The following is a 19214-nucleotide window of genomic DNA, read 5'->3' as shown; positions in this document are numbered from 1 at the left end:
GGTTGACGTGCTGGTATGGTTCGCGGGTGCTGGGGCGCGGCGGGTTGCCTAGCCTGTGTAGCGCTCGCGGTAGGTGTTGCGCTTGGGTGCGGAGCCGTGGCTGCCGTGGTGACGCGTGCGGCTGGCGGGCGTGTCTTGGGGCTTGCCGCCGTTGCTCTTGGCGCTCGCCTGCTTGGGCGGGATGCCGCCGGCCTTGAGGATCTGCACCTCGCGGTCGGTGAGCTCGCGCCACGAGCCCTTGGCCACGCCCTCGAGCTCAAGGCCGGCAAAGTTGCAGCGATGCAGGCGGATTACCGGATGGTGGATCTTGCTCAGCATGCGCTTGACCTGGTTCTTGCGCCCCTCGCGGATGATGATCTCCACGGCGGTGGTACCGGGCTTGACGCCTTGTGGAGCCACGGCCACGGCCTCGCGCGCGTTGATGACGCGGCAGATTGCCGGCTGGCACAGGCCGTCGTCGAGCTCGATGCCACGGCGGAGCGGGTCTAGATCGTGGTCGGACAGCTGGCCGTCAACGAGTGCCTGGTAGGTCTTATAGACATGCTTGCTGGGGTGCAGCAGGTCCTGCGACAGGTCGCCGTCGGTGGTAAAGAGCAAAAGGCCTGTGGTGTCGCGGTCCAGGCGGCCCACCGGGAAAAGTCCCGGAAAGCGGCCGCGGGGGACCAGGTCGGCCACGCAAGGGCGCTCCTGAGGGTCGCTCATGGTGGTGAGGTAGCCCGTCGGCTTATAGAGCATCAGGTACACGGCGCCCTGGTTGAGCTTGACGGGCATGCCATCGACCTCGATATGGTCGCAGTCGACGTCGACCTTGGTGCCCAGCTCGGTCGCGACCTCGCCGTTGACGGTCACGCGGCCGGCGGTCATTAGGTCCTCCGAGCCACGGCGGCTCGCCACGCCCGCGCGCGCCAAAAAGCGCTGCAGGCGCATGGTGTGCGGATAGACGGGCTGTGCGTCGGTTGCGGGTACTGCGTTGCCCATGGCGCGCGTCTCCCCTACTTCGTTAGTCCTCGTCATGCAAATCCTCCGAGGTCTCGTCGACGACCAGGGTTTCCAAGTCCTCGACTGCCTCAACATCTTCAACATCGGTATCGAGCAGTTCGCGCTCTTCGTCCAGGTCCTCGGCCTGCTCCTCGAGCGTGGACTGAATGCTGCGGCCGCTCAGGCGCTCGCGGATAAACTGGCGCGATTGCTCGTCGGGGGCAAACTGCTCCAGATCGGGCAGGTCGCGGGTGGAGCGCAGACCGAACTTTTCCAAGAAGGCGTTGGTCGTGCCGTAGATGATCGCCTGACCGCGCTGGGGGTCGCGGCCGAGCTCGCGCACCAGACCCTTGTCGACGAGCGACGCGATGACGCCGTCGGAGTTGACGCCGCGGATGCCCTTGACCACCTCGCGCGTCACGGGCTGGTGGTATGCGATGACGGCCAGGGTTTCGAGCGCCGCCTGCGACAGCTTTTGCGTGTCCCAGCTCAGCACGTAGGCCTCGACCACGTCATGGTAGGCGGGATGCGTGAACAGGCGCCAGCCGCCGGCGACCTCGCGCAGCTGAAAGCCGCGGTTGGCCTCCTCGTACTCAACCTTGAGCTCGGCGAGCAGCGACGCGCACTCGCCGGGGGCGATATCCAGCGCGCCTGCCAGCGCGGGCGCGCTCACCGGGTCGCTCGACACCAGCAGCAGCGCCTCGAGGGCGCCTTTGAGGCTGTTTGCCTCCAGCGTTGAAAGGGTTGACATGGTTGCCGCTCCTATTCGGTGAGCTCGGGGCCCTCGCCGGGCACGTATGCCTCGGCGCCCTCGACGCGGTTGATTTGAATGGTTCCAAAGATCTCGTCCTGGCTCAGCGTGAGCGAGCCGCGCTTGGCGAGCTCGAGCATGGCCAGAAAGGTAACGACGAGCTGCTCGGTGGTGGCATCGCCGTCCAACAGCTCGCGGAAGGTGCAGGTTTGGTGCGCCATGGTAAAGCGGTCGACTGAGGCCACGGTCAGGTCGAGCGGCACGCGATGCGGTGCCACGTGCTCGGCCTCCAGCAAGAAGGTCTGTCGCTTGCCGTCCAGGTCGGCACAGATGACGGCCAGACCGCGCAGGGTGATGCCGGCCAGGTAGTCGGGCATGAGCCCCAGGAACTCGGGGTCGGGGCCGGCCACACGCGGGTGCATGCGGCTTTCGGCCTGCATGCGGGCACCGAGGGCCGCAGCCGCGCCTTTAAACTGCTTGTAGGCGATCAGGCGCTGGATCAGGACCTCGCGTAGGGCGTCGCCGTCGAGCGTGCTGAGCTCCTCAAGGTCTTCGTCGAGCTCGTTATCGTCGTCATCAGCTTTGCGCGGGGCTTCCTGCGGCACCAGCGAGGCGGCCTTGATGTCCAAAAGGGTTGCCGCGACCAGCAAAAAGTCGCTCGCCACGTCCAGGTCCAACGCCTCGATGCGCTCGGCCTCGGCAAGGTACTGCTCGGCCACCTCGCTGATGGAGATAGCGCCGATATCAACTTTTTGGCGGGTAACCAGCTGCAGCAGCAGGTCGAACGGTCCGCTGTAGACCTGCGTCGACACGCGATACGACATCTTCGACCTCCTTTGACGGCGCCTTCGCGGCGCGGTTTGGGTGCATGTTTCGACCGTTTTGCACGGTCGAACTGTAAGTTTACCTTAGATGCCGGCGATTGCGAAGTTGAGCAGCTGCTCGGCAAGCGGATACACGGTAACGTCGAAATAACGGCCGATCACGTCGATGCCGGTCCACATGGGCAGCAGGTACAGCACCAGGATGAGGATGGGCATGGCGTATTGCTGCAGGCGGTAGTAGTTGGCGAGCGCCTTGCCCTTGAGGAAGGGCACGATGATCGACGAGCCGTCGAGCGGCGGGATCGGGATGAGGTTGAAGAACGCGAGTGACAGGTTGACTACGATGAACGTGGCGCCGAAGTTCATGATCTGCGATGCCACGGCAAAGGACATGCTGGTGTAGAGGTTGCCATAGGTCAGGCGCATGAGGGCGGCAGCAAGACACGCGAGTGCGATGTTCGATGCGGGGCCGGCTACGCTCACCAGGACCTCGTCGCGCTTGGGGTGCTTGAGGTTGTTGAGGTAGACGGGCACAGGTTTGGCAAAGGCGAATACGGGACCGCCGGCGGCAAGCATAAGCAGCGGCAGGATGATGGTGCCAAACGGGTCGATATGGTTGAGCGGGTTGAGCGACACGCGGCCGCGCGAACTCGCCGTCTTATCGCCGAGCGCCCAGGCCGCGGCGGCGTGAGCGCTCTCGTGGATCACGATGCCCACGATGACGGCGACGGCACTGGCGAGCAGGTTCATGATGTAGCTGCTGGACATGGCGCTCCCCTAGCGGACGCGGCGCGAAGCGCGCGTGAGCAGGTAGTCAATTACAAACAGGATCACAGCGACGATGGCGTAATCCAGGCGGAAGACGCCGCCAAAGGGCGAGGTGATGACGCCGTAGCCGGCGATGGCGCTCGGCAGCGCGCGAGAAAGCTCGACGACAAAGCCGACAATCTGCAGCTTGGCGGTGAGGCCACTAAAGCACAGCAGCACAGTCATCGCGCTCATAAAGATGCCGCAGATGCGACAGGCGATGGCGATGATGCTCATCGCCACGGCAGCGGCCTTACGAGAGTTCACGCGCGGTCTCCTCTTCGATCTGGGTGGAAAGCTCCAGCCATTCGTCCTCGAGCTTGGGTAGCTCTTGCTTAAGGCCGTTATATTCCCCCAGCGCGGCGTTGAACTTGTCTTGATCGGCATAAAGCTCTTCGCTTGCCATCAATTCCATAAGCTCGTCATAGCGGGCGCGCTTTTTATCGAGCTCCGTCTCGATCTTCTTGAGCTGGTTGCGCACGCCCTTGAGCTTTTTGTTGAGCGCGGCGCGGGCCTGGGCCTCGGCGCGCTTTTGCTCCTTGGTCTTTTTGCCCTCGGCAGGCTTGGAAGCAGCGGCGGGCGTATCGGGCTGGGCTGCGGTGACCTTGGCGGACTTGGCCGTGGCCGGAGCACTCTCCCCTGCCGCCTCGGCAGCGGCGCGGGCTGCCAGGTCCTCCCGCTTGTAGAGGTAGTAGTCGTAGTCGCCGTCATAGACCGTGACCTTGCCGTCGCGGATGTCGATCACGCGGTTGGCAACGGCGCGCACCAGGTGCTCGTCGTGGCTGATCAGCACGATGGTGCCGGGGAAGTTTTGCAGGGCGTTTTCGAGCATGTCCACCGAGTCGATGTCTAGGTGGTTGGTGGGCTCGTCCAGGCACAGGAGCGCCTCGGGGGCCACGAGCATCTTGGCGAGCGCCAGACGCGCCTTTTCTCCGCCGGAGAGGACGCGTACCTGCTTCTCGATGGAATCGTTGTCACTAAACAGGAAGGCGCCCAGCAGGCTGCGCTGCTGCGGCACGGTCCACTTGGGCGTGACGGTGTCGATCTCTTGCAGGACGGTGTTGGACTCGGTCATGCCCTCGAGCGCGTGCTGGGCGTAATAGGCCACGCCCACGTTGGTGCCCAGGTCGCGGGTGCCGGTGGTGGGCGGCTCCAGGCCGGCGAGGATCTTCATGAGCGTGGACTTGCCGGCACCGTTGGGGCCGACGAGCGCCACATGCTCGCCGCGGTAGAGCTTGAGGTCGATGTCGCTGTAGATGTGCTTGTCGCCGTAGGACTTGGACACACCCTCGAGGCCCACGACCATATCGCCGGAGCGCGGTGGGTCGGGGAACTTAAAGTCGATGTGCTTGTGGCCCTCGGGCAGGATGACGAGCTCCTTTTTGATCTGCTCGATCTTGCGGATGCGCTCTTGGGCCTGGGCGGCCTTGGTGGGCTTGTAGCGGAACTTGTCGACGAAGACCTGCATGTGGGCGATGTCGCGCTCCTGGGCGGCGCGCTTGGCGCGCATCTGCTCAAGGTTGTCCTCGCGCTGCTTGAGGTAGCTGCTGTAGTTGCCGGTGTAAGTGGTCACGCGACGGTTTTCGAGCGCGGCGACGTGGTCGACGCAGGCGTCCATAAAGGCGCGGTCGTGGCTGACGATGAGGACGGCGCCGTCGTAGTTGGCGATAAAGCCGCGCAGCCACTGGACACTTTCGAGATCCAGGTGGTTGGTGGGCTCGTCCAGCAGCAGTAGATCGGGGTGGCGCAGGAAGAGCTTGGCGAGCGCGATGCGCATCTGCCAGCCGCCCGAGAACTCGGAGCACGGGCGCTCAAAGTCGGTGACCTTAAAGCCAAGGCCGGACAGGATCTTGCGGGCGTTGCTCTCGAGCTCGTAGCCGCCCAGGCGCTCAAAGCGGTCCTGGACCTGGCCGTACTCGTTAAGGAGCGCGTCGACGTCCTTGCCCTGCTCGGAGAGCTCGGTGATCTGGGCCTGCAGCTCGTTAGCGCGCTCGCCCATGCGGCGGATTTCCTTGGCGGCGGCCATGACCTCGGCGAGGATGGCGGTGTCCTTGTGCTCCAGATTAGTTTCCTGCTCTAGGTAGCCCACCTGGCAGTCCTTGGCGTACTGGACCTGGCCGGCGTCTGGGCTGTCGATGCCCATGATGATCTTGAGCATGGTGGTTTTGCCGGCGCCGTTGGGTCCCACGAGCGCGAAGCGCTCGCCGGGGTTGATCTGGAAGGACGCGCCACTAAAGAGGACGCGTGCGCCGAAGCTTTTTTCGATCTTGTCGACCAGGAGGATCATGCTGCCGCCTTTGACCTTGTGTGCCTATATGAAAAAAGGCCCCAACTTGCGTTGGAGCCTCATTCAATGCTCGGGTGGAGACGAGGGGGATCGAACCCCTGACCTCTTGACTGCCAGTCAAGCGCTCTCCCAGCTGAGCTACGCCCCCGTGCGAAGAAGTACTATACGGGAACTCGGACCACGATGCAAGGACAATTTTGGAAAAATTTTCGCGAGTGTCGGCGCGCACGGGACCGCGCCAGCCCGCGGGGCGCCTGGCCCCCGCACGGCCCGTACGCCGGCCGACTTGGCGCGTGGAACACGACGCGCCCCGTTCAACAGGGTTTTCCGTGCGCCGCCAGTCCCATTATCGGGTCCGATTGCGAAGCGCCCCTCCCCAGCGCCTCAGAACCATGCCGGTTTACTACGATAAATCAGGAATGTCCAACCGCGCACGCCTTTTCGTGCAACCGGCGGGCTACCTACCTGCGGTTTTGCAAACGGAGAACACACGGTGCTCGGGGGTCGCCGATTCGTCGTAGTAAACCTGCATGGTTTTGAAATGGCATCAGGTTGATTTCACGCAAAAGTGTGTTGGAGCCCTGAATTAAAGGCCTTAAATTTTTAGATCGCGTCTTTTCTGCGACGCGCCTAGAATTGCTGTTGGTTAGCATCGGACTTGATCTTGCGTTGTGCGACTTGCTCGTGCATGGTAGTATTTCACGTCGTGAAGCGAAGAAATTAGGTCTGAGTTGCCTTTGTTAGAATTGCATTCACCGTTCATAAGGGCTCTTGGCGCAACGGTTAGCGCAGGGGACTCATAATCCCTGGGTTCTGGGTTCGAATCCCGGAGGGCCCACCAGAGAGTTTTAAGGCCGGGCATTACGCCTGGCCTCTTTGTTATTGGCGCTGCGGACTAGCTTTGCCATCCACAGACGTAAAGTTATTAACATTCATATTCATGATTAACAATGGATATGTAGCCAAGATGCTGCCCAGCCAACAGATGTGTAAATCGATTGATATGAAAATAGGCCCCAACTTGCGTTGGAGCCTCATTCAATGCTCGGGTGGAGACGAGGGGGATCGAACCCCTGACCTCTTGACTGCCAGTCAAGCGCTCTCCCAGCTGAGCTACGCCCCCGTGCGAAGAAGTACTATACGGTAACTCCCCAGCCGATGCAAGGACAATTTTGAACAATTTTGCGGCGCGTGGAACGGGTGTGGGGCCGAAAGGACCCACGATGCCCGATCCATCCTGTCGCTTCAAAAACAGATCGGTTTACTACGCTGATTCCCGGATTTCCGACCTCTCGCTTACTTTCGCATAACGGGTAGGCGATCTACCTGCGGTTTTACGAGCGGCGAATTCGGTGTGCTCAGCCACCCTCAATCCAACGTAGTAAACCGGCATGGTTTTAAAATGGCACTTAATTACTAACAGCATATAAAGTATTAAAATTGCTCACATTGAAATTATTACTTACCAATACCAAGCCAATTGCACAGAACGTTGGCCCGCAATCTGGTTTCAGCGCATCTCATCGCCTCGGTTTTTGGTTTGTAGCACAACTCCAATCGCTCACACACACTGTGAATGATGGCATCAAGCTGATCGTGATCATTGAGCATGTCATGGGTTACAAGAAATACGTCGTATCCCATGCTTTGCAATGCTGTCATTCGGGTGGCATCGTGGTCAAGCACAGCGCCCGATCCATGAATAACCTCACCCTGAAGTTCGATAATCACGGCCTTCATTGTTATTGGGTTTACGATGACGATATCGCCGTAACAGATTTTCTGACCTGCGATTATCCGAGCTGAATTTGACAGCGGTGTTAGGTCGTTGACGAATATGTTTTTAAACTCCGCTCCGCCGGCACGCCTCGGATGACTTAGCAACATGATTCCAGCAACTTCTAGCGGGGATGCAGCAATACCCATTACCTGCTGTGCGGCTTCGCAGAATTGCTTTCCCCACATCTCGCCCTTAACCTTCGCCGCAAATCTATGTAATTCTTCTATTTCAATAAGAGGCCTTCTCATCCAAAGCGATGTGCCCTTTCCGTTAGTTTTATTTCCGAATCCGTCATCCCGCTGTCCACTTTGATCATTCTCGCTGTCCTTCTGGTGCACCCGAGCATAGACTCGCTTCCATGGGGCCTCGTCTTGGGTTTCGTCTAGTTCAAACAGACTTTCTGTGGTGTACTGCTCTTCTTCTGATTTTGCCTGCTCAAGTGCCATGTCAACCGCGGGCGATGGTTTAAAAACCGAGAACCATCCGCAAAATTCGTACATAGCCAGAACCAGATCGCATGAAGAAACGCTTCGAGTCATGGTGAATAGCGTATTAAGAGGGTCTGTGACGCTAAAGCCCATGCCCGTGTCGATGGAAACCTTCTCCGTATAGGCGTTGTTCCATCGGATGGTCCGTCTTGTCTTGGAATGCAGGTTGCTTCGTGTTGATGCTGCTGTGATGACTGGCGTCTTGAGAACTTCGGTTACAAAAGGGGCTTGGGATAGAGCTCGCCAGCCATCTTCGGAGCTAGGTAAGCGCGGGTAGAGGTCGCGCACCTGCGGTGGGCAGCGCCAATAGTGGAATGCAGTGTTTGCGCAGACGATTTCGTCCATTTGCGCCTCCCCTGGTTTCGGCCGCGGGCCGTGCGGATTGCGGGCATGGCCGATTATCTACTGGGGCATCATGCGGGTAAGTACGGGAAGCTGACCAAACACTGACCAAAAGCTTGACGCAATTCGTTGAAAAGCCGCCATAGGCATGAACGAGCTGGTACAAGCTGTGAGCCTGCGGTCTCTGTCTCCACAATTGCACATAGATTACGCAGGGAATTCAATGAATGAACGCAGACGAATTTTTCAAAACGCGCAATGACGACACCTAAGGTGAACTGCGTAACATATAACGCCTTAGGTAACTTCGCTTCGATTTTAGTGTCAAAAAGAAAAAGGCCAGAGGCTTAACACCTCTGACCTGAGCTTTAGATGGTGGGCGATACAAGATTCGAACTTGTGACCCCATCCGTGTGAAGGATATGCTCTACCCCTGAGCCAATCGCCCGTCGCCTTTCGGCAAAAGAGATACTAACATAGCCGTGCGCGGTTTACCAAGAACTTTTTGCCCTCGATTATAAATTCGTGCGCGTAAGTCAAGCCAAAGCAGCCAAGTCACCCAACAAACCAGAAGGTAAAAAGCCCTTTATCGCTTTATCCACGAGGTCTCGGGCCGGCAAATAAGTCGCGCGGTGTTGTAGGCCATGTCGAGCGTAAGGCAGGTGCGCGCGGCATAGAAGCCATCCTCGTGCTGGATGGCTAGCGCCAGCTCGGGCTTGTTGACGGTCAGGTACAGCGGCAGCAGTAGCTAGATCCGGCCGCCGTAGAACTGCGCACCCGCTAGCACGGACTCGACGCGTCCGAGCTTGAGCGCAGCCCGGTCCACTGCGGTGTCGGTCGTATAACAGCGTCCGATCGTCATGAGCATGCTATGCAGGCTCATGACGGCCGCGGCCATGGTCCCGAGCGATCTAGAATCATCGAGCACCAACGACGCGACCGCCATCATGAGTTCTCCAAGAGCCTGAGTGCGTTGGGCATGTCCGCAATAGTTGACTGAATGGCTTCGTCGATCAAGGCGATGCTGTCCAGATCATCGGGTAAAGTACGGGGTGCTTTCGGCACGATAGGGTCGGTTGCGTCTGCTGTACAGTTGTCAAAAGTCATGCTTTCAGGATAATTGCTGCAACAACTATCAGGGCATGTCGTTGCATTTAACGTTTTCATCACGCCGTCCTTCTGCTGACTGAATACGAGCGTTTAACCCGGGCATTTCGACCATGCAACCTAAATTGATATTCTTGAGGCAATCAATCATCGCTGTCCAAGCGTCTAGATGTCAGGTCGAAAACCTTGACCTTGTCCCTTGCGCCTATTGCGATGATTTGAACTACTTCGACGTGCCCGTCGCGGATGCGATAAATTACGCGAATGCCATCAGTACGAAACTTAAGTTCCCTACAACCTGCAAGAAGACCCGAAAGCGGCTTGCCAATTTCATCGGCCCGAAGTGCAAGGCGCGCAATACCTTTGTCCGCCATAGCGCGAACCGAGCCATCGAGTGACAGATACTCTTTCTCGGCAGTCTTGTCGTAAAACTCAACCTTAAACCTAGCCACGCTCACTCGAACAGCTCCTCGTCGGAAATGGGATCGGTTGCCTCGGCTTCTAGCATGGCCTCGAACCTCTCACGTCCCACGGTATCGGAGAACGGAATGCCCTTGCGATTCGAATCAGTGTCGCCCTGCGCGAGCCTTGCAGCGGCTATAGCGTGCAGGCGCTCCTCTCGGAGCTGTTCGAGTTCGACCGCCATCGCTTCGAACTCGTCGAAGCCAACGATAACAGTATCGATGCCATCGTTCCTGTCTGAGACAAATTGCGGTTCTCTTCGAGCGCGACGTCTCGCTTCGCCAAAATTTTTGCTTGCCTGCGTCGAAGTCAGCACCTGTTCGCGTCCGAAAACGAGTTTCTTGTCTATCACGGCAACCATAGCAACCTCCTTTAAAATCTGTCTCTAATACGTATTATTGTTTAATTTAAATACGTACGTAAAGAAAAGTTAAACAGCAATATTCTTACTATTGATTGTTTCGGACGAACAGGGTTTCGAATCGTACTCCAGAGCAACCGGTTGCCTGACAGGGTCTTCGATGGCGCAGTTTAGGGTCTTTGCGAGCGCCAATGCCGAAGAGAGCGAGGCACGGCGTAGGTCGAGTCGGATCTGCTCGTAGAGCTGTATAGCGCGAAGTAAACCCCCGATTGGGTGGCGAGCTATTTTTGCGTTAGACCGGCTGGGCTTTCCCGTGGCTATTAACGCATCCCCATCGCGGATGGCCTTTAGGTTCTCAACGTTGAGTACAACGGGAGGATCAGATAGCAGGATGATATTCGCAAACTCATCGTCCCGCACATGTTGCTTCATAGATGCGCACCTCATCTTGCTTGATACTTTTGCGGAAGGGCAGGCGCATGTGCTCTGGTGGGTTGGTGACGATATCAACCTTTCGCCCAAGTTCCCTCTCGAGCTCATGGGAGAGTTCGTAAAGCGTGCCGAACGTCATGGTGTTGCCGCAGACTAGGCGCAAGTCAATATCGCTATTGGGCGTTTGCTCGCCTCGGGCAAACGAGCCAAATAAATAGGCTTCTCTGACGTCGTATTGAGCCAGCACGCGGGATACCGCGGATGATATGTAATCAAATGAAATCATGTCTCAATTGGGCGATTAACAGTAGAACGTCCGAGGGCCAGCGTCGAAACCGCCGGTCTGGCTTTTTGCCGTTCTGCAAGCTCGAAGATAAACGGAGCGTTTGATCTAACGAACTCGGTCAAAAAAATCCAGATCGTCGGCAGTAAATCCCTCGAAGTTGAACCACTTGACCGTAGGCAAGTAGCATTCAACGTGGTCAAAGCTAAAATCAACCGGACGCTCGACGGCTACACGAACGGCCCCGTCATCTCTTGTCTCTGAGTAGGCAAACTGAGTGCCGTCATTAAGCTGAACATAGCTCCATAACATGACTACCTCCTTAGTGTATATATCCGAGTATTAAGAGCAGACTAGATGGTTTGGATGTTCTTTTTAGAAGGAGTTTGTCAAAAAGACATTTTTAGAATTCATGCAGACTCTCCGAAAAAGAAAATGCCTCCAACCCAAAGAGATTGAAGGCATCTTCTCAGTGGGCTTTCTTTTGATTCCGTTGGTCACGCCCTACGACCAATTTCTGATTTTAAGTATGTTCAGGTAATGAAGGAAATGAGTGAGATTTCGAAAATGAGTTTGGCAGAATTAGGCAGAGTCAAATAACGAATGCCTCGTGTTATTTCTTACCCTTTGTTCGGAAGCAGAAGCTTGGTATATATCTGGAAGACAGTAAGAAGAAATAGGTCTTCCATGGTCTCGATTCTCTCGCCATCGAAACCGCCGGGGCACCCGTAGTACCTATTGTTGGCCTCGTCACCAGAGCCGTAGGTTGCCGCGTAGAATGCAGCGGTCGACGCGAATCGGCAGGCCTCTATCTCGAGGCTCGATTCGAATTGATAGTCATTTTTTAGATAGGAAATGGGGGCGAAGGAAGCGCCCCTCGATTCGAAGGCCTCGGAAAGGACCTTACGGATAAGGTAATCGTACCCCGGGGTACAGCTATCAGGGGGCAGGAACGAAGAGTCCAGGCACTCGGGAAGAAGGTTAACCCGAGGTTCTGGCAGTCTCTCCCCCGCATACCTTTCGAGGCTGTGAAGCACGTATTTCCCATCATCATAAAGAACAGATTCATCTTTTGGGAAGCGGTCACGGAGGACGGCTTCGACTGCGGCGATGCAACGGACGAACAGGTCATCCTCTCCCCTGACCCGCAAGTCAAGACTGCAGTATTTAAGAATCAGATTCTGCACCTCCGGCACTAGGCAGCAGAATTCCCAATACATCTTACGTGAATAATGGAAAAGATCATTGTGCATGGCGGCAACGGCGCAAAGCGGAATCAGGCCTCTGTCGGCGTAATGCTTCGAGATGAACTCAATCGCTCGTGCCTTATTCCCTTCGGCGTGCCTACGCTCATCCCTCTCGTCCTGACGACGTTCGAATACTTCCATGCGCTTGCTCTGATATATTTGTATAAAGGCGATAACAATTGTCGCAGCTAAAGAAGATACCAAGCATATAAATTCAGGCATCGTGCTTCTCTCCAATAGAATTCTTACACAAAATCCAGTAATCACGCGATCCAATTATTGAGCATTTTTACGCATAGGGCGTTTGCTTTGATCGGAGCCATTTCATTATGAGCTTGTGCGAGTCTAACGGAATATTGGTGAGCTTATGAGGCTGGTTAGATCAGGCCATCTTTCGTCGACGAATCGGCGTCATCTGACAATGCAAGAGGAGAACGTTGATACATATACACCATCGTTTAAGCTCACTGGATTAGTTCTTGATAAGATGCGAAGAATAGCAGCAAGGAGATGATTGTATGGTTCGGCGAATCTCTAAATCGGAAATTGCCGGCGTACTTGAGCAGTGGCGTGTCGGGTCATTAATCAAATTTGTGACGCAGAGAGTTTATGCGGAACAACTTATCCAGGGAATCCCCTACCTGCAGGCGATTGATGAATTTAGATCAAAAGAGGCGGGAGATGGAAGGTCTGATGCCTACGAGGGTCTCCTTACAAGTTTTATGTCTGTTGGTTCAAGTCGTGCAATTTACTGCATGACGGCACTTGAAGATTCGAATTATCAATTCTTCCTACAGAGTAAGGATGGGCGGCGCATTAGAGACGAATTTTCAAATAGAGGCGCTGCAGTTTTGATTAAGGATCCTGTCGAGTTTTTGCTTCGATTTCAGGAAGCGGAACCTGAAGGTATCAATTTTGGACTGGTTTCTTATGACGGAGACATATTTGAGCCCAAGGTGGCGTTATCCAACTTTAAGCAGGCAGCCAGTGAAGTTACTTTCCACAAGAATCGTGCATATGAATATCAACATGAGTTTCGAATCGTCACTGGCCACGACTGCGATATCGACTTTAAACAGGAGGACAGGGATGGTGTAACGCACAACGTGTTCAACGGTTACATTCCCTATCAGGGTTTGAGACTTGGCTCCCTTGATGACATTGCTGAATTGCTTACCTTTCAGTGAGCGTCTATCGACAACGTTAAAAGGCGCGAGTTGAATTATGTATAACTTATAAGGGCGGAGGATCCAGCATGAGCAAGAACAAAAGCGACCAGAACGCGCACGAAGAGCAAGTGTTCAATGATGTTCTTAATCTATCAATGGCCTCGGGTGGTTACAAGAAGAAAGCTGCCTTGAAGGTGAGTGGATCTATTAACGCAGGCAGCGAGTGCCCTGATATTGTTATTACCCGCGAAAATGGATCCATTGTTGGTTTGGAGCATTTTAGAATCGACCATAACATCAAACATGGTCGAAACGCTCAATCAAAATCTGCTGAGCTCACATCGGTAATGAAAGCTGACTATGAAAAGCTGGTGCCAAGGCTAAAAGCCGACGACGTATCGTCGGAGGAAATGGCGAGTTTAGTCGCAAACTATGTCTCAGTGGCCAAATATCATCAAAGCTGTGCATGTTGCGATGATTTGACGCGCTCCCTTGATGCTCGATTGTTTGGTGGAAAAACAGGTCATGCTCGCAAATTACCTAAATACCGCAATCACCTTACTGAACTTAGCGGTGATGGTGGACGCATTGAATTGGGCTATTTAATTGAAATTCATTCAGATTTTCAGGGATTATTCATTCACGATGGAACAAGAGTGGCCCGCCTCGACAGTGGACAATGCCCACTTTATGCGGAAATTTACGATCTCCTTTTCAAGGCATCTTGCGAGGTCGATTGGATCCTAATAGGTTTTTACCCATGCCTGACTGACCAGATTGCGAATGCCGCCATCATAGATTGTCGTAACAATATGTTTAAGGAGAGCTGCCGCAGGCAGCGTCTTAAAAGAACGGAATATTTAGGTCTAGGTAAAACGGAACCCTTTCTCAAACAAAGCAGAGTCGGAGAAACAGAAATTGAGCTTTGCGCAGATAAGGTAAATATCAAAATCGAAAACCCCGCTGAAGGGATTTCCCCTGAGCTCCTATTTTGCACTGCGATAAATGATGCTGCAAGAGCATTAAATCTTGATAGAAGCGGCGAAACGTATACAACAACTATTTCTGTTCAACTGATTTACGAACTCGTGCGGATGAGGAGTAAGAAGATACGAGGCATCGTAAGAATCTATGACGTTATGCGGCTGCTTGCAGAGATTGAGCCAGCTATGTTGAAAAGGGAAATTGACAGTTTTGGTGAACGGTATAACATTTCCGAAACACCAGACTTTTGCTTATAGACAATCCGTGATGTCACTAAGAAGCCAGCTCACACAGCCCACCAATGAGCCCGGTTTAATATTTGCCCGCTTTAGCACCGCCGAATATTGCGAGGCAACTCTGCTGGTCTTTCACTTGGGCACCAAGGTCGACATAGATCCCGGTGCCCTTTCGTTGCCCTCAGTCCAATCTGCGACAATATTGATTGATTGTCTCACTCATGTGGATCTGGGTCGCATGTCACGATTCAGCCCATGGTCGCGTCCATATGGCCTCTGCCTTCGATAATTGGGCGCCTATAAACAAACAAGCAAATAGCTATACCTTGTGGATGTCCCTTTCTTCCAAATGGTAGCTATTTCAGCAGCGATATGCGGCGGCCAAGAGCACTGTCCCCAGTAGGAAAAGCGCTACGGACGCGACGACCCAGTTGTTGTCGCCGGTCTTGGGGAGTGCCGCTGTTGTCACAGTGGCAGCCTTGGGCTTGGGGACTTTGACGACTGTGGTCTTGGTTACTGTCGTTGTTGTCTTGGTTGTTGTGGCCGCGGGTCTCATCGAGGGATTTGCCGTGGGCACTGTGGTGGGCTCTCCAGCGGCGGGGCTTGCATCGGCGGGGGGCTTGTCCGCGCTATCGCCAGTCACCTCGCCCCTGTCGGTCTCCCCCGCCGGAGGCGTGGCGACATCGGGCACAACCACCACATGCGGTGCCATCGCACCGGAGGCATCCAACACGCCGCTAGCACCAAAGGCCCCGTCGGCAGGCGTCACAAACCGTGCGGACACAAGCGACCCGCCCGTGCACGCTACGCCGCTATCGGCACCGGTCGCATCGAGCCGCGAGGCGTCGACGGAAAGCCGGCAGCCAACCGCACCGTCGCCAAGGCCCGCGTCCTGCAGATACACGCCGTAGGCGCGCACGCCCGCTCCGTACCCGGCGCCCGCGGCAACGACGCGCCCGCCGCCGCGCACGGCCATGTCGCCGGCGATCACACCGGCGACCGCCTCGTCCGTGATATCGGCCCCGTCTGCCCGGGCATCGACGGTGCATCCGTCCACCACGAGCGCCTGCGAGACGTGGATCCCGCACTGCGAGCCCGTCGCCGTCAGGGTCCCGGCGCCGCGAAGCGTCAGGTTGCCCCACACCTCCATGCCGCACAGCGTGATGTCCGCATCGGGCGCATGCGACTCCGTCACGGAGTTCTGCCCGGCAAGCGTCAGCACCAGGTCGCCGTCGGCGCCGATGGCCTCGCCCGCGTAGCCGTTAAGCTCTAGGTGGTCGGCATCGGTCCAGGCCCAGCCGGGGCCCGACACGCCCGGCTCGTAGTACGTCGCGTCCGCGATGATGAGGCTCTCCGCGCCCGCAGCATAAGAAGGCCCACCCAGCAAAACGCATAGGCAGGCCATGGCAACAATCGCAATGTAATGACGGCTGGTGTAGGACTCGGCAGCAAACATACCCGCTCCGATCTTCGCAGAGCCAATAGAATGTGTACCAGAAAATGCCCTGGTAGCAGCAATTAATAGTTTAGCGAGATCAATGCGGGAGCAAAGAGAAATCGTGTGGGCAATGTCCACAATTAGGTGTAAATCGCTTTGCCAGTCGGTGAAAGGAGGGATCAACGGATTAGATATCCATCTTATTAAAGTCGATGGAATATCCCATGGACTTGAGTTCTTTCAAGAGGCCGAACTCCCAACTGTCTGTTCCGGTATAAACGACGCCCTGTAGATCGGAGGGAATCTCGATACCTTTGTCAACAAGAATTGCAACGTTTTCCCTGCCAAGCCGACCAATAAAGTATCCGGCTTCAAATACAACATTTTGTCTAGCCCTGGGCTTTTCCGACTGTTCTGCCTGGGCTCTTCCTTCGTCGTCCGCCGTAAAAAGGCATACCGCTCCTGCTGCATCGCCTTCAATTTCCAGCTTTTCGATGATTGTCTTGCCCTGATTTGACTGCTCGTTTAGGACAACCGCCGTCAGGCCCTGCCTTTCGATGATTCTCGCGACCCTTTCTCTAAGCTCTCCGTTGTGACCATGAACGATAAATACCTTCGAATAATCTCCAACATTTGCAGTCGATCCGGTTTCCCCTTCGTCTGAAAACTCATCAAGGTATGTCTCCAGCACAGCTTTTGCACTGCGCAGGCCGTCCGCACAGGCTTCAACGAAAGCCGAGTCGGGCGTACCGGAGGTGAAGAAAGACAACGAGTAGCTGATTTTGTTAAAGCTTTTAAATTCGTAGCTGTCTTTTCCAAATCGCCTAATTAAAAGCCTGTCCGCCCTTGTCTTCCATGCTTTAAAGTCAGGCGAACTAGAGCTGATGTATTTCTTTGAAAGTTCGTCTGCTGTTTCGCACAACTGCTGCAAAATTTCAAAATCAGACATTAAGCCTTCTTTCTATAACCAATAACGGAGCTAAGAAGCATCTTATTCCAATGAGCGGCCAAATCTCTTTACTGTTTCCTCGGTGCCCCTATCGGAGATGGACTTGCCCAGTGCGAACTCAATAGCGTCCAGCAAAGCCATGACGCGAGCTTTGAAATAGGCATCAAAGTCATCATTAATGAACGCATCCCAGTCAATGAGATTCGATTCGATGACGGAGTTCACAGTGTTCGATGTCAGCTTTCTTAACGAATTTCGCTGAGTAGACGCTGGGGGCCGCGCCTCCAATTTCTGTGCCCGAATAGGAGTACGAGCACGTCGGTCAAGATGCATTCGGTGGTCAACATGGCGGGATCTATCTGCGAGCGGAAAACAAGCGGCGCTGCTAATGGTAGCGCCGCTCGCATCATCAAAGAAGAATCGTTATCGATTGTCTCTGGGACTTTTCGTTCAAAACCAGAGCATGTCGACTACTGCTTATCGAAGTACATCCACCCTACAGGCTGCATTAGATCGTAATAATCGACGGGCGTTTTGAAGCGAATCCTGCCCAAATAACCACGCTTTTCAGCAACCAACTGCATCTGTCTGCGTCACGGCAAACTCTTTGAATTGGCGTTGCGGCAAGTTTGTCTTAAGAAAATAAGGCTGTTAAGACAAACCCATTTTGACGTTTACGTAACGTCGACCATCGATCAAGCCGTATTATTCGGAGTTAGAATTATCGCCCCACGACGCTGAGCCGGTGACCATCCAATGATTTTTGGCATCGATATAGACATCGCCAATCTGATTGTCCAAGCATTCATCGGACTCGTTACCTTGGTGGCCTTGATTGTCGCATTCTGGCAAGGCAGCCAGAGCAAAAGGAACAGGGAGGACGACATCAAGCGGTATCAGCCATCCCGCATATCGGCATGGTACGAAGGGGGTCGAAACCGTACCGGTCAGCCCGAGGACAATCGATTCGTCTGGCAGTTCGTCGTGCTTCGAAACGAAAGCGAGTCCCCCGTCTACGGCGCAATCGTCACCTGCGTCGGGATTAGCGGAGCCGGCCCCTCTTTCAAAGGAGAGGACAACCGCCCCGTTTTTCCCAACCGCGTCTGCGTCGGCACGCTTCCTCCTGGAGCATGGTACATATGGCTCCCGACGGAAGGGCACGGAATGGGAGTACGCACGGCGCCCGAAACGGCTTTCACCGACGCAAACGGAACATCGTGGGTTCGGCGAGGCAACGGAAGGCTCGAGGAGATTCCTATGGAGCCGGCCTCGTTCTACAGGCTGTCCCTCCCCTTGCCCTGGCGCGGATGCGAAAAGCTGACCGAGTAGCCCCTTGGCATCGTCGCTTCAAGCATTGGGTTTTCCGAACTGAGACGCGACCTTCTCCAGCCGTTCCGGATAACGGGAAAGTCAGAAACACTCGGGTCTACGGGGCGGGATCGCGAGGGCGACTCCGCCCTATTTTTCCGATGCACCCATGAATTGATGCGAGATCGGCATCGTTTCCTCGAAGCGCTTACTTACAGATCTATGTTGGACCATTTGCATGACTCCAAGTAGATATTAAAAAACCCGTTGCCGGAACAAGCCGGTAACAGGCTCACTTTGCTACAACGCTATAAAGAGTGCCAATATCGAAAGTCAATTTATAATCCTACAGCGATGTGAATTCACGATCGGACCTCGCATCGATGCACCGGGGCCGCTGTTCGTGACCAAGCCCGACCATGACGGCGAGGCGGTCGACGAGTTCAACGAACCGCGTTCGGGCATAAAGTTCAATTTGGTAATCGGTGAGATCCTGGCATAGGAGGCATGGATGGAAGTGAGGTCGATGTTGAGCGAAGACGGCCGAATCATCAGGGTGGACAACCCGTGGTGGTCGTTTTACATCGATACCAAGCTGGCCCCGGAGCTTGATAAGCACAGGTGCGGGAAATGGATGTTCTTCTTCAATGATATTGAGTTCGTAGAGGAGGTCTGCCGTGAAGCGGCTCTCGGTACGGTGGTTGCTGAATGCAAGCACAGCTCCTGCGAGACCCTCGCGAAGGGCAGGCGCGGTGTCGCGTGCTTCTATTTGAATATGGACGACGACGAAGCGCATCGCCGCGTGATCGCATTCATGTTGGAACAAGACCTGATTCGGAGAACGAAGTCGGGAAAGCTGTTCAACATCGGCTTCAAGCTTGATGATCAGACGCGAGCGAGAGAATATGAGGCCGCTTTCAAGGCGCAGATCAGACTTGGCGACTTTATCGACCTTGAGTCTGGCGAGTTTCTTTAGCAATC

The 19214-nt window shown here is 55.2% G+C and carries 21 protein-coding genes and 4 tRNA genes; 5 read left to right on the top strand and 20 right to left on the bottom strand.

Annotated elements, in window-relative coordinates:
* Positions 1–48 precede the first annotated feature (48 nt).
* The 7 genes from DXC67_RS00880 to DXC67_RS00850 all read right to left on the bottom strand — a co-directional run bounded on the left by DXC67_RS00880 (position 49) and on the right by DXC67_RS00850 (position 5795).
* Positions 49–1014, bottom strand: a complete 966-nt coding sequence (locus DXC67_RS00880; protein WP_117636999.1) for a pseudouridine synthase — start codon at positions 1012–1014, stop codon at positions 49–51.
* Entirely contained in the window at positions 1001–1729 is a 729-nt protein-coding gene (scpB, locus tag DXC67_RS00875) for an SMC-Scp complex subunit ScpB (protein WP_089571912.1), read from the bottom strand. Before scpB ends, DXC67_RS00880 begins: the two co-directional genes overlap by 14 nt.
* An 11-nt stretch (positions 1730–1740) precedes the next feature.
* Complete coding sequence (locus tag DXC67_RS00870; protein ID WP_117636998.1) at positions 1741–2553, bottom strand: ScpA family protein; 813 nt, start codon at positions 2551–2553, stop codon at positions 1741–1743.
* Between the two features lie 84 nt (positions 2554–2637).
* Entirely contained in the window at positions 2638–3321 is a 684-nt protein-coding gene (locus tag DXC67_RS00865) for a site-2 protease family protein (protein WP_117636997.1), read from the bottom strand.
* A gap of 9 nt (positions 3322–3330) precedes the next feature.
* Positions 3331–3627 (bottom strand): hypothetical protein, encoded by a 297-nt coding sequence (locus DXC67_RS00860; protein ID WP_168170409.1) that lies wholly within the window; start codon positions 3625–3627, stop codon positions 3331–3333.
* Positions 3614–5647 (bottom strand): ABC-F family ATP-binding cassette domain-containing protein, encoded by a 2034-nt coding sequence (locus DXC67_RS00855; protein ID WP_117636996.1) that lies wholly within the window; start codon positions 5645–5647, stop codon positions 3614–3616. Before DXC67_RS00855 ends, DXC67_RS00860 begins: the two co-directional genes overlap by 14 nt.
* Before the next feature lie 75 nt (positions 5648–5722).
* Positions 5723–5795 (bottom strand) — tRNA-Ala (locus DXC67_RS00850).
* 617 nt (positions 5796–6412) lie between these two features.
* Here DXC67_RS00850 and DXC67_RS00845 point away from each other — a divergent pair.
* A tRNA-Ile gene (locus tag DXC67_RS00845) sits at positions 6413–6488 on the top strand.
* Between the two features lie 209 nt (positions 6489–6697).
* Here DXC67_RS00845 and DXC67_RS00840 read toward each other — a convergent pair.
* The 11 genes from DXC67_RS00840 to DXC67_RS00790 form a co-directional block, all read right to left on the bottom strand.
* Positions 6698–6770 (bottom strand) — tRNA-Ala (locus tag DXC67_RS00840).
* A 335-nt stretch (positions 6771–7105) separates the two neighbouring features.
* A complete protein-coding gene (locus tag DXC67_RS00835; RefSeq protein WP_117636995.1) occupies positions 7106–8260 on the bottom strand; it encodes a hypothetical protein in 1155 nt (384 codons plus the stop codon).
* 370 nt (positions 8261–8630) lie between these two features.
* Positions 8631–8705, bottom strand: a tRNA-Val gene (locus DXC67_RS00830).
* 138 nt (positions 8706–8843) lie between these two features.
* On the bottom strand, positions 8844–8993 hold the full coding sequence (locus tag DXC67_RS10765; RefSeq protein WP_369831351.1) for a DUF3825 domain-containing protein: 150 nt from the start codon (positions 8991–8993) through the stop codon (positions 8844–8846).
* Between the two features lie 12 nt (positions 8994–9005).
* Positions 9006–9206 (bottom strand): hypothetical protein, encoded by a 201-nt coding sequence (locus tag DXC67_RS10460; protein ID WP_199410543.1) that lies wholly within the window; start codon positions 9204–9206, stop codon positions 9006–9008.
* Between the two features lie 301 nt (positions 9207–9507).
* On the bottom strand, positions 9508–9816 hold the full coding sequence (locus DXC67_RS00815) for a type II toxin-antitoxin system RelE/ParE family toxin (RefSeq protein ID WP_147327731.1): 309 nt from the start codon (positions 9814–9816) through the stop codon (positions 9508–9510).
* A 2-nt stretch (positions 9817–9818) separates the two neighbouring features.
* Positions 9819–10187: a hypothetical protein gene (locus DXC67_RS00810; protein WP_117636992.1), complete on the bottom strand. Its 369-nt coding sequence runs from the start codon at positions 10185–10187 to the stop codon at positions 9819–9821.
* A gap of 69 nt (positions 10188–10256) precedes the next feature.
* Positions 10257–10619, bottom strand: a complete 363-nt coding sequence (locus DXC67_RS00805; RefSeq protein WP_117636991.1) for a hypothetical protein — start codon at positions 10617–10619, stop codon at positions 10257–10259.
* Positions 10594–10905: a nucleotidyltransferase family protein gene (locus DXC67_RS00800; RefSeq protein WP_117636990.1), complete on the bottom strand. Its 312-nt coding sequence runs from the start codon at positions 10903–10905 to the stop codon at positions 10594–10596. Before DXC67_RS00800 ends, DXC67_RS00805 begins: the two co-directional genes overlap by 26 nt.
* A 105-nt stretch (positions 10906–11010) precedes the next feature.
* On the bottom strand, positions 11011–11214 hold the full coding sequence (locus DXC67_RS00795; protein ID WP_117636989.1) for a hypothetical protein: 204 nt from the start codon (positions 11212–11214) through the stop codon (positions 11011–11013).
* Positions 11215–11522: 308 nt separating this feature from the next.
* The gene (locus DXC67_RS00790) at positions 11523–12290 is read right to left on the bottom strand and encodes a hypothetical protein (RefSeq protein WP_199584261.1); all 768 of its coding nucleotides are present in this window, start codon (positions 12288–12290) and stop codon (positions 11523–11525) included.
* A gap of 377 nt (positions 12291–12667) precedes the next feature.
* Between DXC67_RS00790 and DXC67_RS00785 the strand changes: the two genes are divergently transcribed.
* Positions 12668–13336, top strand: coding sequence for a hypothetical protein (locus DXC67_RS00785; RefSeq protein WP_117636987.1), 669 nt, complete (start codon positions 12668–12670; stop codon positions 13334–13336).
* 68 nt (positions 13337–13404) lie between these two features.
* Positions 13405–14559, top strand: a complete 1155-nt coding sequence (locus tag DXC67_RS00780) for a hypothetical protein (protein WP_117636986.1) — start codon at positions 13405–13407, stop codon at positions 14557–14559.
* Positions 14560–14899: 340 nt separating this feature from the next.
* Here DXC67_RS00780 and DXC67_RS00775 read toward each other — a convergent pair whose 3' ends face one another.
* Both DXC67_RS00775 and DXC67_RS00770 read right to left on the bottom strand, forming a co-directional pair.
* Positions 14900–15994, bottom strand: coding sequence for a hypothetical protein (locus tag DXC67_RS00775; protein ID WP_117636985.1), 1095 nt, complete (start codon positions 15992–15994; stop codon positions 14900–14902).
* Positions 15995–16163: 169 nt separating this feature from the next.
* Positions 16164–16925, bottom strand: a complete 762-nt coding sequence (locus DXC67_RS00770; RefSeq protein WP_117636984.1) for a TIR domain-containing protein — start codon at positions 16923–16925, stop codon at positions 16164–16166.
* Positions 16926–17681: 756 nt separating this feature from the next.
* Between DXC67_RS00770 and DXC67_RS00760 the strand changes: the two genes are divergently transcribed.
* Positions 17682–18254: a hypothetical protein gene (locus tag DXC67_RS00760; protein WP_117636982.1), complete on the top strand. Its 573-nt coding sequence runs from the start codon at positions 17682–17684 to the stop codon at positions 18252–18254.
* A 490-nt stretch (positions 18255–18744) separates the two neighbouring features.
* Positions 18745–19209, top strand: coding sequence for a hypothetical protein (locus DXC67_RS00755; RefSeq protein ID WP_117636981.1), 465 nt, complete (start codon positions 18745–18747; stop codon positions 19207–19209).
* The last annotated feature ends 5 nt before the right edge of the window (positions 19210–19214 follow it).

Source organism: Collinsella sp. TF07-1, from assembly GCF_003437235.1.
Lineage (GTDB): Bacteria > Actinomycetota > Coriobacteriia > Coriobacteriales > Coriobacteriaceae > Collinsella.
Note: the sequence above shows the minus strand (reverse complement) of the source record. Positions and strands in the feature narration are given on the sequence as shown.